This window comes from Rhodococcus sp. NPDC080181, from assembly GCF_040702225.1.
Taxonomy (GTDB): Bacteria; Actinomycetota; Actinomycetes; order Mycobacteriales; family Mycobacteriaceae; genus Rhodococcoides; species Rhodococcoides fascians.
Genome location: NZ_JBFBKN010000003.1, coordinates 244,798 through 257,774, shown reverse-complemented (window position 1 = coordinate 257,774; position 12,977 = coordinate 244,798). Strand labels below are relative to the sequence as shown.

Sequence of the window (12,977 nt, the reverse complement as noted above, 5' to 3'; positions counted from 1 at the left end):
CGTGCCGCTCGAACTCGTCAACAGCAAAGTCGTCAAATCCGTTCTGGCACCGAATCAGAGTGTGCTGGCTCGGCGCGGATCGATGCTCTATTACACCGGCGACGTCCGGTTCGTCCCGCATTCCATGGGCGGGGGCGCGGGTGCCATGCCCGGCATGAGCGGCGTCGCGGGGATGGCCGGCCGCATGATGGCAGGCGAGCACGTGGCGATGATGGCCGCCGAGGGTCAGGGCGAGGTCTTCTACGGCCACGCCGGGCTGTACGTCGAAGTGATCCATCTCGACGGCTCGTCCATGCTCACCGTGGAAGCCGACCGACTCCTGGTGCACGACGGCTACCTGCAGAGTTCCATCGTTGCGCTCACCTCTCAGGGCGGGGTTCGCGGAGCAGTGCGCGGTGCCATGACCGGGCAGGGTCTGTTCACGACACAACTGACCGGCCAGGGCAGCGTCGCGGTTCTGTCGCACGGCGGCGCGACTCCGCTGCAGGTCGGGCCCAACAACCCCATGGTCGTGGTCGATCCGCAGGCGTACGTGTGCCACATCGGCAACATCAACGTCGACATCTCCGCCAACGTGGGGTGGCGTGACGCCGTGGGTAAGGGCAGCGGAGAGGCGATCCAGCTGAAGATGACGGGCATGGGCACCGTGTGGGTCCAGGCGTCCGAGCAGAAGTTCTAGGGAGCGGCAATGAGTTTGGACATTCACACCCCGTACACCCTGCCGGTCAACGACAACGTGCCCGGTAACGACTACGCGTTCTGCGTCGAACTCGCAGGCCAGCCGTGGTTCACGTCGAAGGGCGCGATGATCGCGTACTACGGCAATGTTCGCTTCGAACCGCTCGGGCAGACGTCCATGCCCGCCATCGTGGCGGCGCGGTTCTCGTCGCCGCTGTACTCGAACGACTGGGTGCTGGCGCAGGGGCAGGGCAAGCTGATCCTCGGCGATCGCGGGTTCAACATCAACAGCTACGACCTCGACGACGGCAACCTCACGATCCGAGCCGCGAATCTGCTGGCCTTCGAGCCGACTCTAGACCTCAAGCAGTCCATCGTGCCCGGCTTCCTGACCCTGCTCGGTACCGGCAAGTTCCTCGCCTCGTCCAACGGCACGGTCATGTTCGCCGAGCCGCCACTACGCATCGACCCGGAAGCGCTTGTCGGTTGGGCGGATTGCCCGTCGCCGTCGCATCACTTCGATGCCGCCTGGATGCAGAACTTCCTCGGCGCAGCACGCGGATTCCTCGGGGCCAACAGTGGGGAAGAGCGTCAGTTCGATTTCACCGGCGCGGGCACGGTGCTGATCCAGTCGAGCGAGAAGGTTCTGAACGACACCCATCTGTTGCGGCACATCGAATCGCAGACGGTCTCGCTCGGCCAGAACTCACTGCGGGCTCTGCACAACACCATCGGGGCCCGACTGCAGCAGTAGCTTCTCGTCCGTTCGGAGAAAGCGCGCATACTGGAGTTTCACTCAGGAGGTAGCGCCATGGCCAACCAGGGACCCTTCGGATTCGGATCCGACGACTTCGACAAGTTCGCGCGTGAAGCAACCGAGGGCCTGCGCGAGGTGGTCGGCTCGCTGTTCGCCGACACGGGAGCACCCAAAGCCCCGCCGGAGCCGGAAACCACAGGCCAGAAGGGTGATGGCGTCTGGGCGATCTATAGCGTCGACGATGCCGGCTCGGCGCAGATCGATCAGCTCTACGCCACCGAACTCGATGCGCTGCGGGCACACAAGGACAACACCGACCCGCGTCGACGGGTTCGTTTCCTGCCCTACGGCGTGAGCGTCAGCGTTCTGGAGGACTGAATCGGTACCTTTGATTCTCGTGACTACACAGCAGGATGCAATCTCGATTCCGTTGGGCCGGCCCGTGTTCGTTCAGGCGCTGAGGTACACCGCACTGTTCGATCAGAAGCCGTTCGCCGAGGCGTTGTTGATCTACACCGACAACGGCGCGTACAAGATCATGTCTCCGGGAGAAGACCATTACGGAAGCTACGTCTCGTACACCGACCCCGCCGAGAGTCCTCGGCACGTGATCTTCCTGTCGTGGCCGTCGGAGGATTGGGGACGCAACGTCGCCTCGCACACTCTGACGTTCAACCCCGATTCTGCGGCATTCACGCAGGTACTCGTTCTGCCCGGTAGCCCGGTGCCGCGCTCGCAGTACGGCTATGCGCTGCCGATCGCCGGTCCGGAGAGTGTGGACATGACGGCTTCCTGGGATCAGGTCCGCGACACGTACGCCGAGACGTTCGAGGAATTGGCGACGCTGGCTACGTAGCCGCTCCGCCGGCATCGACGCCGAATGCTTCGATCGCATTCGCGGCCTGGTCGACGCCGCCGTGCGCACGTACCTCGGCGCTGATCTCGCGTGCGCGCGGCGCGAGTCCCCGGGCTTGTTCGACGGCGTGGCGCAGTCCTGTCGCCGTCACCCCGTCGAAGTCGACGTGCACTCCCACCCCGAGTTCGGTGAGCATCGCCGCGTTGCCGAATTGGTCGACCGCCTGCGGTAGGGCAACTGTCGGTACGCCGAACCACAGGGCTTCGGTGCACCCACCCATTCCGGCGTGGGTGACGAACACGGTGGCGGCGTCGAGCACCGCGAGCTGCGGAACATGTTCGTGGACCTCGACATTCGCGGATAGATCCCCAAGTACGGCGGGGTCGACGCGACGGCCGATGGAGATCACCACGTGCCAGTCCGTGTTCGCGAACGTCTCGATGCACAGCCGGTAGAAGTCGGGGCGTTCGTTGTACCCGGTGCCGAACGATACGTAGAGAACGGGCCCCTCGGGCGCGGACCACGATCGGTCGTGCAGTCGCACCGGATCGAGACACGGGCCGACGAACTGCACCGAGCTGGGGACTCGATCGGCGTTCGGCTGCATCACTTTCGGGATCAACGACAGGCAGTGCTCCGGGTACGTGATCCAGTCCCACGGGTCGGCGTCGATGTCGTTCTCTCGCAACCAGGTCGCATAGGTATCGCGATACGCAACGCCGGTTGTCGACTCGCGGACAGAGGTCATCCCGTCACCGAGATCCTCGACGTAGCCGTCCCAGGCGACGTACGTGGGGGAGAGCTGCACGGCCGTCACGCCGTACCGGGCGCCGAGGATCGGGGCGGTCAGGCCGCCGATGTCGTAGAGGATCACATCCGGCTGATCGTCGTCGTAGAACGCGGTGAGCACCGGAAAGGACGCGATCGCTTCGTCGAGGAACACCTGCATCGCCGACGCCGGGTCGTCCGGCCAGGAGCCCTCCCCGTCGGGAAGTATCGACGGGAACGCCACCACCTCCACTCCAGCGGGTTCGACCAGGTGCCGCAACGACTCGCCGACGGCATAGGTGACGCGATGCCCGCGTCGGACCAATTCGGCGACGACGGCGAGCGAGGGGTAGATGTGGCTCGGCGCCGTCGTGCCGATCATCGCGAAGTGCATGCCGCCCACCGTAGGACGCGGAGAGGGTGCGGGGCTACCGGTTTTCGTTGGCGATCAGATCGAGCAGACCGGGGAATCGCTCTTCGAGCTCGTGGCGGCGCAGCGTCACTTTGCGACTGTTTCCGCGATCGACCTGGAACACCAGGCCTGCCTCGCGTAGCACTCGAAAATGGTGCGTCAGAGTCGATTTGGTGACACCGAGCTCGAACGACATACACGTCCGCTCGGCTCCGTCGTCGTCGCCGACGAGTTCGGTGACCACCTGGCGACGCAACGGATCGGCCAACGCGGACATCACCGCACCCAGTTGCATTTCCTCGGGCTCGGGATGCCCGTCCTTGTCCGCCATGCGCTCCTCCTACAAGGTACGACTTGCGCCGTACCTTGAAACCTGGTCTAGTACGACAACCATCGTACCTACGGTTCAGGGGGACACATGAAAGCAGTGCTACCGGTCGTACTCGCGGCTCAATTCGTCGTACCGATGTCCATCTCGGGTACTGCACTCGCCCTCCCGGTCATCGCCGGCGACCTCGGCACCGATCCGACGCCTCTGCAGTGGGTCGTCAACGGCTTCAACATCGCGTTCGCGCTGTTCACCGTCGTCTGGGGCGCGGTGTCGGATCGAATCGGTCACCGCACGTCGTTCCGCATCGGGGTGGTGCTGACGGCCGTCGCGAGTGCGGTCAGCGCCGTCGCGCCGTCGTTGTACCTACTCGATGTCGCGCGGGTGTTCGCGGGCATCGGAGCCGCAGCGGTTCTGGTGGGCTCCACTTCCATTCTCTCGCTTCACTTCCACGGCACGGCCAGAGCAACCGCGTTCGCACTGTTCGGCACCGTGAACGGTCTCGGTCTGGCACTCGGGCCCACCATCTCCGGGCTGCTCGTCGCGGCGTTCGAGTGGCGGGGCGTGTTCGCCGCCCAGGCGGTCGTCCTGGCTGCGGCGGCCATCGGAACTGTCGCTCTGCCGCCTCTGCGAACCGAATCGACGGCGCACCGCCTGCTCGATTTCTCGCTACTGCGCAACCGGAGATTCCTGGCCCTGTGCCTCGTTCCGGTGGCCGGGGCCATCGGATTCGTCACGCTGCTCACGTATCTGCCCGCTGCGCTGAGCGCTGTCGCGTCGCTGACGCCGGGGCTTGCCGGAGTGTTCATGCTGGCCATGACCATCCCCGTTCTGCTCGCTCCGCTGACCGTTGCCCGCCTGAGCCGCATGTTCGACGCCATCACCCCCACTCGGGTCGTGCTGGTCAGCCTCGGCTGCCTCGTCCTCGGCAATCTGGGCATGCTGGCACTGCAACCAGGTGTCCCGCTCGGTGCCGTCGTGGTCCCGATGATCGCGTTGGGGCTCGGATTCGGACTCCCGATCGGCTTGGTGGACGGCGAGGCACTGGCTGCGGTACCGCCGCACAGCAGCGGTACCGCTGCGGGCGTGCTGAACCTGTTTCGCATCGGCAGCGAGGCCCTGATGGTGGCCGGATATGCCTGGTTGTTGACCGTCCTGGTCCGCGGCGAGCTACCCGACCGAGCCGACGCCGACGCCGCAGCAGCCGGACGACCCGGGTTTGCCGACGCCTACGCGCACGCCTACACCGAGGTCGTGTCGATCGTCGTCGTAGCTCTCGTCGTGACCGCGGCGGTGATCTTCTCGCTGTTGCGAACACCACGCCGGGACGTATCGTCGGCCAATGTCCTTTCTGCAACCGGTGACCCTCACTGACGACCTCGTGACCCTCGAGCCGCTGAGCCGCGATCACCTCGAGGGGCTGTGCGATGCCGCCCGCGACGGCGAGCTCTGGAACCTCTGGTACACGAGCGTTCCGAAACCGGAAGACATGGCCGCAGAGATAGATCGCCGGCTCGGACTGCTCGACGCGGGAACCATGCTTCCATTCACTTTGCGGCGCAACGATACCGGGCAGATTCTCGGCGCGACGACCTTCTGCAACGTCGATGCGAACAACCGTCGCGTCGAGATCGGGTACACCTGGAATGCGCGCTCCGCCCACGGAACCGGTACCAACGCGTCGAGCAAACTCCTGTTGCTGACGCACGCTTTCGAGGAACTCGGTTGTATCGCGGTGGAATTCCGCACCCACTGGATGAACCTCCAATCGCGGACGGCCATCGCGAAACTCGGAGCCAAGCAGGACGGCATTCTGCGCAATCACCAACGCATGGCCGACGGTTCACTGCGCGACACCGTCGTGTTCTCGATCATCGAATCCGAATGGCCCGCCGTGCGCAACGAACTCCGTCGACGTACCGCACGGTAAGTTGAGCCCATGCGCGTGGATGGGCGGGACGTTCCCGTAGCGGGAAACCTGCTGCAGCCGCTGGTGAGAAGAACCAGTGACATCATTCGGGTCGTTGCCGCCTCGGTGTTCTTGAGCTTGGTCATCGCCGGCTCGCTCATCACCCGAAATCAGTGGGATGCACTCGAACAATCGGTGTCCAACATCGTCGGCGTGCTCAGCCCCGATCAGTCCAACGCTGTCTACATCGTCTACGGCGTCGCGATCCTCGCCCTCCCGTTCGGGGTGTTGATCGGGCTGATCGCCGGACGCAAATGGAAACTGTTGGCCGGGTACGCGGCAGCAGCTCTGATCGCCGCGCTGGCTCTGTCCATCACCGGTACCGGAATCTCGACTCCGACGTGGGACCTGGACGTGCCCGAGCGACTCGACACGTTCCTGTCGCAATTCCTCGACGATTCACGTTGGATCGCCATGCTCGCCGCGGCGCTCACGGTGTCGGGCCCGGGCCTGCCCGCGCGGTGGCGTCGAGCATGGTGGGCACTGCTGCTCGCCTTCGTACCGATACACCTGGTCGTGTCCACGGTGGTCCCGGCCCGTTCGCTGCTCGGGCTGGCCGTCGGTTGGCTCGTCGGTGCGATCATCGTGCTGCTGGTCGGCACCCCGGCACTGGAGGTTCCACTCGACGCGGCCGTGCGCCTGTTCCGCAGCCGGGGCGTCGACGTCCGCAGCTTCACCGTCGTGCGCCCTGCGGGCCCGGGCCCGTTGGTGCTGAACGCACACACCCCGCACGCCGATGTGGTGGTCGAGCTCTACGGACAGAACCAACGCAGTGGCGGTGCGCTGCGCCAGTTCTGGCGATGGATCACCCGCCGCGGCAGCGAGACAGCGCCGTTGCACGCGTCCATGCGCCGCGCCGTCGAGCATCGCGCATTGATGGGCCTGGCCATCAAGAGTATGAACGCCGCAGGCAGCGACCCGTTGGCGGTAGCAGCACTCGACCGCGGCTGGACGTTGTACGCACACAGCCAGCCCATCGGCGACCCCATCGAAGCCGAGCTCGACGATGCCGCGCTCAGAGCTCTCTGGTCGGCTCTGAACACGTTGCACGAGAACCAGATCTCGCACGGTGACCTGCATCGGGGTGAACTGCGGCTCCACAACGGCGCGGCACTGTTCTGCGGGTTCGGGCACGCAGAACTCGGCGCGTCGGACGCCCAGATGCAATCCGACGTCGCACAGCTGTTACTCACCACCGCAGACCTTTTCGGCTCCCATCGCGCCGTGGCCACCGCCGTCGAGGTATTGGGAATCGACGTCGTGATCGCGGCGTCCGGTCGATTGACCAAGTCCGCCATCCCCCTTCGGGTGCGCCAGTCGGTTGCCGATGCCGGGAAGACGATGAAGTCCGTCCGGCTCGAAGTGCTCGATCAGACCGGCGCCGCGAGTATCGAGGCCGAGCAGGTCACTCGGTTCAGTCGCAACCAGATCATCTCGCTCGTGTTGCTGATCGGATTGGTCTACGTCGCCTACCCGTTCATCAGTGCAGTTCCCGCGTTCGTCGTCGAATTGGGCTCGGTCGACTGGTGGTGGGCACTTCTCGGTCTGGCCGTTTCCGCACTGACCTACATCGGTGCGGGTGCCGCATTGTGGGCCTGCGCATTCGGCAAGGTCAGCTTCCGGAATCTGACGATCATGCAGGTAGCGAACACTTTTGCCGCGACCACGACACCTGCGGGCGTCGGTGGCCTGGCCCTGAGCGTTCGCTTTCTGCAAAAGGGTGGATTGGGTACCGTCCGCGCGACGGCCGCTGTGGCACTGCAACAGTCGGTTCAGGTGATCACCCATGTCAGCCTGTTGATCTTCTTCAGCGTCGTCGCCGGAACGTCGTCGGGGCTGTCCAACATGGTGCCGGGCAACACCGTGCTGTACCTCATCGCCGGCGTCGCATTCGGAGTCGTCGGGACCTTCATGTTCGTGCCCAAGCTGCGACTGTGGCTGAAAGTGGCCGTCCGGCCCCAGGTTGCCGAAGTGCTCACCGAGCTCGGCGAACTCGCCCGCGACCCGAAACGGTTCTCGATCATCATATTGGGTTGCGCCGCAACCACTTTGGGTGCTGCGCTCGCCCTGTGGGCGAGTGTCGAGGCGTTCGGCGGCGGAACGACGTTCGTGACGGTGACAGTGGTGACGATGATCGGTGGCACATTGGCCTCGGCCGCCCCGACGCCGGGCGGTGTGGGGGCCGTGGAAGCAGCCCTCATCGGCGGGCTTGCCGCGTTCGGTCTCCCCGCCTCCATCGCAGTCCCGTCCGTGCTGCTCTATCGCGTACTGACCTGCTGGTTACCGGTGTTTCTCGGCTGGCCGACGTTGCGCTGGCTCACCAAGCACGACATGGTCTGAACGGCTGCATCCCCACTACGGCGCCCGTTGTGGGTGCTAGCGTTCACGCAGGTTAGTGGCTGGTTCTACGGAGGGCGTCACCATTTCCGAACCGGGAGACTTCGCACCCACCGCGGAGGAACGCTGGGTGCGGCTGTTCATCAGCGGAATGACGCTCACGTTCGGCCTCGCCGGGGCCCTGATGGTCCCCGCCGGTCAGTTCTCCGACCCCATGTCGATCGCCGTGCTCCTGGCGTCCGTCACCACGGTGCCGGTGGCGATTGCCTGGTACCTCCGGCCGTGGGCGTCCCCGAGGATGGCGATCGTCTACATCCTCTACGCCGACGTCGGCATCGTGACCGTTCTGTTCGCCTTCCAAACCCACTTCGACGCGATGCCGGGCTGCGCGATGTTCTCGATCGTCGCGGCGTTCATCGTCGTCGCGAGCTCGCACCGTGTCATGTTGATTCACTTGGCAATCGGCGCACTGACCCTCGCGGGCCTCGCTGCTCTGGCTGTCTCCGAGGGCGCCGATCCATGGTCCACCACTTCTCGAATGGTCACCATCGGATCCCTCTACGCCGCACCCTTCATGATCAAGTCGTACATCGGTCAGCTGCGAACGAGCGCGGCGAGGGCATTGCGAGATCCGTTGACCGGCCTGTGGAACCGACGTGGGCTGCTCGATACCGTCGACTCGTTGCGCCTGTCCCCAGCCGAGGATCGCGCACAGCAAGCGGTCGGAGTGACCGTCCTCGACATCGATCGGTTCAAGCACATCAACGACAGGTTCGGCCATCCCTCCGGTGACGCAGTGCTCGTCGAGGTCGCCCGTCGCCTGTCCTATGCGGTGGGGGACAAGTCCGCGGTCGCACGACTCGGCGGCGACGAGTTCGTGGTCGTCAGCGTCGGAACCAGAGAGTCCATTGCCGAATCGGACAACAGGATTCGCGCATCGCTGGAGGAATCGTTCGACGGCCCGCCGTTCACCACCAGTGTGGGCTCGGCCGTGGAGACGCCACCCGCCGACACCGGCCTACATGTACTGGTCCGACGGTTGATCGCTCTCGCCGACATCGAGATGTATCGCTTCAAAGCACGGACCTCGGGAAAGTTTCCGGAGACGGGACTGTCCGCAGCGGACGCCCGCGAACAGGCCAGGCAGAGAATCGATGCGCTCATCGCATCCGGCGGTCCCGACATCTTTTTTCAGCCCATCTGCGACACGGTCACCGGTTCGACCGTCGGCTACGAGGCACTGTCGCGGTTCCCGTTCGGCCACGGATCGCCCCTGTCGTGGTACCGCGACGCAGCCGAGGCCGGCGTCGGTCCACGGCTCGAACGCGCCGCACTGGAACGGGCACTAGCGGATGTTCACCTGCTGCCACCGGGGCCGTTCGTGTCGCTCAATGCGTCGGCCGACACCATCCGCACCACCGACCTACTCGACCGGTTGCGTCCGCATCTGGCAACCCGAACCTTCCACCTCGAGATCACCGAGCACGAACGCGTCGACGACTACCGTGCGGTGACCCGCGCCATCGAGGGTCTGCGCGACGCGGGGGTCCAAATCTCCATCGACGACGTCGGAGCCGGATTCGCCGGTATGCGCCACATCGTCGAGCTCAGGCCCGACACCCTCAAAATCGATTACGCACTCGTGCACGGAATCGATCGGGACTCGTTCCGTCGCGCCGCGGCCACGGCGATCATCGACTTCGCCCGACAGATCGGTGCCGGCGTGATCATGGAGGGTGTCGAGACCGACGCGGAATTGCGGGTGGCGGCCGATCTCGGTGCCGACATGGTGCAGGGGTTCCTCACCGGTCGACCACAACCGGCCACCGTGGCCGGTGGCCGGATCGACGAATCCGCTACACCGAGGAATCGACGGTGAATTTCGTCAACGACGGTGCTGCGGCGAGCAGCGGCGGCAATTCGACGATCTTGCCCGGTCCGGCGCGGAACTCGCGGTACTTCGCGTCGGCCTCCGCCGATTCCCACGTCTCGTGCGCGACGACGTGCGCTTCGTTCTCTTCGTCGACCCACACCTCGACGCCGAGGCACCCCTCGAACGCGCGGGTGTCCGCGAGAACGGTCCGCAGCAGCGCCCGTGCTTCGGCGAGGGATTCGGGCTTGAACGTCAGATCCAACTGTGCAATGAGAGCCATACCGTCACCCTAGACCCGCTCCGCTGCGCCGACGCTCCGGCGGGCTTACGATGTCGCAGCAACTCGAAAGGCCGACGACACATGACCACCGTGATCTCCAATGCGTATATCGCCCCCATTGTCGGCGACGAGATTCCCTCCGGCTATCTCGTGATCGAAGGAACGAAGATCACCGCCGTGGGATCCGGCTCGGCACCGGTCCTCGCCGGGGCAGAGAACATCGACGCGTCCGGCTGCCTCGTCACGCCTGGACTGGTGAATACCCATCACCACCTCTATCAGTGGGCCTCTCAAGGTCTCGCCAAGGACAACACGCTCTTCGAATGGCTTGTGGCGCTGTACAAGCCATGGTCGAAGATGGATGCCGAGGTCGTCGGTGGCGCAGCTGCTGCCGGCCTCGGCTGGCTGGCGAAATCGGGATGCACGACGAGCACCGATCATCACTACATCTTCCCCAAGGGCCGGGGCGACCTGTTCGCCGCCGAGATCGACGCGGCTCAGCGCATCGGCGTCCGATTTCAGCCGTGCCGCGGCTCGATGGACCGGGGTGTCTCCGACGGCGGTCTGCCGCCCGACGAGGTGGTCGAAACGCTCGACGACATCCTCACCGCTACCGCCGAGGCCATCGACACCTATCACGACGCCGCCTTCGGCTCTATGCTCCGCATCGCCGTCGCGCCGTGCTCCCCGTTCTCGATCAGCAAGCAACTGCTCGTCGAGTCCGTACAACTCGCCCGCGCAAAAGGTGTTCGGCTGCACACCCATCTGGCCGAGACTCTGGACGAGGAGGAGCATTGCCTCGCTCAGATGAACTGCACCCCGGTCGAATACATGGAGCAGGTCGGCTGGCTCGGTGACGACGTGTGGTTCGCCCATGCGGTACACCTGCACGACTCCGACATCGCGAAGATGGCGGCCACCGGCACCGGCATTGCGCACTGCCCGAGTTCCAATGCACGTCTGGGCGCAGGCATCGCGCGAATCTCGGACCTGCTCGCGGCCGGCGCACCCGTCGGCCTCGGTGTGGACGGTTCCGCTTCGGCCGAGATGGTGCCGCTTGCCGGCGAGGTCCGCCAGGCGATGTACATGCAGCGAGCCAAGTACGGTCCGACAGCACTGACCGCGCGTCAGGCACTCGAGATCGGAACCCTGGGCGGTGCAAAGGTACTGGGACGGCAGAGCGAGATCGGTTCGCTCGAGGTCGGCAAGCTGGCCGACATCGCCATCTGGCGCACCGATGGTTTCTACTCGGCCGTGGACGACCCTGTGGTCGCGTTCGCCTACGGGCAGACGCCACCGCTTGCTCGCTTGATGGTGGGCGGTCGAACGATCGTCGAGAACGACGTCCTGATCAGCGCACCGCAGGACGAAATAGGCCGCGCCGGAGCCGATGCGCACCGTCGCCTGATGACACTCGCGCAGGACGTGCTGTGAGCGGGTCTTGGAACCCAGTACTTCAATCCCGCAACACCTTTGCATCACGCGCGAAAGTCGTGACCTCGTCGGTCAACCACACATGCGCCGGAACTGCTCCGCCGAGAAGCTCCCGCGCCAGAGCCGGGGAGTCTCCGATCGGGACGTCACTGCCGACAATGATGATGTTGCCGTAGCGCCTGCCCTTGAGCATCGCAGGATCGGCGACGATAGCCGTGTGCGGAAAGATACTTCCGACGGTCGACGCCTCCTGCTTCGCGAGCGAGAGATCGCGTCGATCACCGCAGTTGACGACGTACATGCCGGCGGGCGAGAGAACGCGTCGAACATGCTCGGTGAACTCGGCGGTGAGCAGCGGAGGCGGAGTAACCGCTCCCGCGAACACATCTCGCACGATCAGGTCACGACTGTTCTCACTCAAGGTCTCGGTGACCGCTCTGGCTTCACCCACGCGGATACGCAGCAGCGGTGCCCGCGGCAAGTCGAACCATTCACGAACCAGCTCCGAGAGCTTCCCGTCGAGCTCCACCACCACCTGACGTGCACCGGGGAACTCGGCGGTGAACGAGCGCGCCAGCGTGCAGGCCCCGCCCCCGAGATGCAGCGCCCGCAGCGCGAAGCTCGAATCCCATTGCGCCCGAACCAGTCCCGAGATCCACCGCATGTACTCGAACTCCAGCACGGTCGGGTCGTTCATGTCGATGTGCGAGCTCGGGACGTCGTTCACGTTGACGACCCACCCGTCGTCGGAGAAGGTATCGCGCACCAGTTCGCAGGTGCCCGAGTCGATTTCGAACAGGCCGGGCTTCAGCCCTCCAGCGGACTCACGCTTCCTACCCATGGGAGTCCTCGAGCCGGAAGTCCTCGAAATCGAATCCCGGGGTGACGGTGCAGCTGACCAAGCTCGGCTCGTCGCCCATCGGACGCGCCCGCTGCCACACCGACGGTGGCACGATCTGCTGCGGAGATTCGGGTGCAACCAGCAGCGAGGTCACCTCACCCGGCTGGGTTCCATCACTGCCCAGGTCGAGTTGCACCGGACTGCCCCGGTGATAGAGCCACATCTCGGTGCCGCGAACGGTGTGCCAGGCCGACTGCTGACCGGGCATGAGCAGGAACAGAATTGCCGTCCCTGCCACGCGGGGACCGGGATAACCGTCGGGCAGAGCTGCCTGTGGAATCGTGACCTCGCTGCGCCAGGTCTCCTTGAACCATCCACCCTCCGGGTGGGGTGCAAGGTCCAGGCTCTGAGCCCAGTCGGGCAACGATGTCATGCCGGCAAGCC

General features: G+C 65.1%; 14 protein-coding genes. 9 read left to right on the top strand and 5 right to left on the bottom strand.

Features of this window, described 5'->3' with window-relative positions:
- The first annotated feature begins 1 nt into the window (after nucleotide 1).
- From AB0O58_RS05300 to AB0O58_RS05285, 4 genes are read left to right on the top strand one after another with little or no spacing between them, the layout of a single operon-like run.
- Nucleotides 2-679 carry an AIM24 family protein gene (locus tag AB0O58_RS05300; RefSeq protein WP_027495162.1) on the top strand — a complete coding sequence of 226 codons (678 nt, stop codon included), beginning with the start codon at nucleotides 2-4 and terminating at the stop codon, nucleotides 677-679.
- 9 nt (nucleotides 680-688) lie between these two features.
- Nucleotides 689-1,432 (top strand): AIM24 family protein, encoded by a 744-nt coding sequence (locus AB0O58_RS05295; RefSeq protein ID WP_027495161.1) that lies wholly within the window; start codon nucleotides 689-691, stop codon nucleotides 1,430-1,432.
- A gap of 57 nt (nucleotides 1,433-1,489) precedes the next feature.
- Nucleotides 1,490-1,813 carry a hypothetical protein gene (locus AB0O58_RS05290; RefSeq protein ID WP_032373490.1) on the top strand — a complete coding sequence of 108 codons (324 nt, stop codon included), beginning with the start codon at nucleotides 1,490-1,492 and terminating at the stop codon, nucleotides 1,811-1,813.
- Nucleotides 1,814-1,832: 19 nt separating this feature from the next.
- The gene (locus AB0O58_RS05285) at nucleotides 1,833-2,291 is read left to right on the top strand and encodes a hypothetical protein (protein WP_032373489.1); all 459 of its coding nucleotides are present in this window, start codon (nucleotides 1,833-1,835) and stop codon (nucleotides 2,289-2,291) included.
- On the opposite strand, the gene AB0O58_RS05280 is transcribed toward AB0O58_RS05285, so the two are convergent.
- Entirely contained in the window at nucleotides 2,284-3,453 is a 1,170-nt protein-coding gene (locus tag AB0O58_RS05280) for a macrolide family glycosyltransferase (protein ID WP_032373622.1), read from the bottom strand. The genes AB0O58_RS05285 and AB0O58_RS05280 overlap by 8 nt on opposite strands.
- A gap of 34 nt (nucleotides 3,454-3,487) precedes the next feature.
- Nucleotides 3,488-3,802 (bottom strand): helix-turn-helix transcriptional regulator, encoded by a 315-nt coding sequence (locus AB0O58_RS05275; RefSeq protein ID WP_027495157.1) that lies wholly within the window; start codon nucleotides 3,800-3,802, stop codon nucleotides 3,488-3,490.
- Between the two features lie 87 nt (nucleotides 3,803-3,889).
- Between AB0O58_RS05275 and AB0O58_RS05270 the strand changes: the two genes are divergently transcribed.
- From AB0O58_RS05270 to AB0O58_RS05255, 4 genes are read left to right on the top strand one after another with little or no spacing between them, the layout of a single operon-like run.
- Nucleotides 3,890-5,173, top strand: coding sequence for an MFS transporter (locus AB0O58_RS05270; protein WP_032373488.1), 1,284 nt, complete (start codon nucleotides 3,890-3,892; stop codon nucleotides 5,171-5,173).
- On the top strand, nucleotides 5,142-5,729 hold the full coding sequence (locus tag AB0O58_RS05265; RefSeq protein WP_032367733.1) for a GNAT family protein: 588 nt from the start codon (nucleotides 5,142-5,144) through the stop codon (nucleotides 5,727-5,729). Before AB0O58_RS05270 ends, AB0O58_RS05265 begins: the two co-directional genes overlap by 32 nt.
- 9 nt (nucleotides 5,730-5,738) lie before the next feature.
- Nucleotides 5,739-8,108 carry a lysylphosphatidylglycerol synthase transmembrane domain-containing protein gene (locus tag AB0O58_RS05260; protein ID WP_283541988.1) on the top strand — a complete coding sequence of 790 codons (2,370 nt, stop codon included), beginning with the start codon at nucleotides 5,739-5,741 and terminating at the stop codon, nucleotides 8,106-8,108.
- A gap of 55 nt (nucleotides 8,109-8,163) precedes the next feature.
- On the top strand, nucleotides 8,164-9,984 hold the full coding sequence (locus AB0O58_RS05255; protein WP_230595188.1) for a bifunctional diguanylate cyclase/phosphodiesterase: 1,821 nt from the start codon (nucleotides 8,164-8,166) through the stop codon (nucleotides 9,982-9,984).
- Here the strand turns inward: AB0O58_RS05255 and AB0O58_RS05250 are convergent.
- Complete coding sequence (locus AB0O58_RS05250) at nucleotides 9,962-10,258, bottom strand: antibiotic biosynthesis monooxygenase (RefSeq protein ID WP_027495153.1); 297 nt, start codon at nucleotides 10,256-10,258, stop codon at nucleotides 9,962-9,964. The two genes, AB0O58_RS05255 and AB0O58_RS05250, sit on opposite strands and share 23 nt — an antisense overlap.
- 81 nt (nucleotides 10,259-10,339) lie before the next feature.
- On the opposite strand from AB0O58_RS05250, the gene AB0O58_RS05245 reads away from it, so the two are divergent.
- Nucleotides 10,340-11,692, top strand: a complete 1,353-nt coding sequence (locus AB0O58_RS05245; RefSeq protein ID WP_176457184.1) for an 8-oxoguanine deaminase — start codon at nucleotides 10,340-10,342, stop codon at nucleotides 11,690-11,692.
- Nucleotides 11,693-11,714: 22 nt separating this feature from the next.
- Here AB0O58_RS05245 and AB0O58_RS05240 read toward each other — a convergent pair whose 3' ends face one another.
- A complete protein-coding gene (locus AB0O58_RS05240; protein ID WP_366237974.1) occupies nucleotides 11,715-12,533 on the bottom strand; it encodes a fused MFS/spermidine synthase in 819 nt (272 codons plus the stop codon).
- On the bottom strand, nucleotides 12,526-12,966 hold the full coding sequence (locus tag AB0O58_RS05235; RefSeq protein ID WP_032373485.1) for a cupin domain-containing protein: 441 nt from the start codon (nucleotides 12,964-12,966) through the stop codon (nucleotides 12,526-12,528). Before AB0O58_RS05235 ends, AB0O58_RS05240 begins: the two co-directional genes overlap by 8 nt.
- Nucleotides 12,967-12,977 lie beyond the last annotated feature (11 nt).

Coding starts and splice junctions, on each gene's coding strand:
- AB0O58_RS05295 (WP_027495161.1), top strand. CDS start 689: ATGAGTTTGGACATTCACACCCCGTACACCCTGCCGGTCAACGACAAC.
- AB0O58_RS05290 (WP_032373490.1), top strand. CDS start 1,490: ATGGCCAACCAGGGACCCTTCGGATTCGGATCCGACGACTTCGACAAG.
- AB0O58_RS05280 (WP_032373622.1), bottom strand. CDS start 3,453: ATGCACTTCGCGATGATCGGCACGACGGCGCCGAGCCACATCTACCCC.
- AB0O58_RS05275 (WP_027495157.1), bottom strand. CDS start 3,802: ATGGCGGACAAGGACGGGCATCCCGAGCCCGAGGAAATGCAACTGGGT.
- AB0O58_RS05270 (WP_032373488.1), top strand. CDS start 3,890: ATGAAAGCAGTGCTACCGGTCGTACTCGCGGCTCAATTCGTCGTACCG.
- AB0O58_RS05265 (WP_032367733.1), top strand. CDS start 5,142: ATGTCCTTTCTGCAACCGGTGACCCTCACTGACGACCTCGTGACCCTC.
- AB0O58_RS05260 (WP_283541988.1), top strand. CDS start 5,739: ATGCGCGTGGATGGGCGGGACGTTCCCGTAGCGGGAAACCTGCTGCAG.
- AB0O58_RS05250 (WP_027495153.1), bottom strand. CDS start 10,258: ATGGCTCTCATTGCACAGTTGGATCTGACGTTCAAGCCCGAATCCCTC.
- AB0O58_RS05245 (WP_176457184.1), top strand. CDS start 10,340: ATGACCACCGTGATCTCCAATGCGTATATCGCCCCCATTGTCGGCGAC.
- AB0O58_RS05240 (WP_366237974.1), bottom strand. CDS start 12,533: ATGGGTAGGAAGCGTGAGTCCGCTGGAGGGCTGAAGCCCGGCCTGTTC.
- AB0O58_RS05235 (WP_032373485.1), bottom strand. CDS start 12,966: ATGACATCGTTGCCCGACTGGGCTCAGAGCCTGGACCTTGCACCCCAC.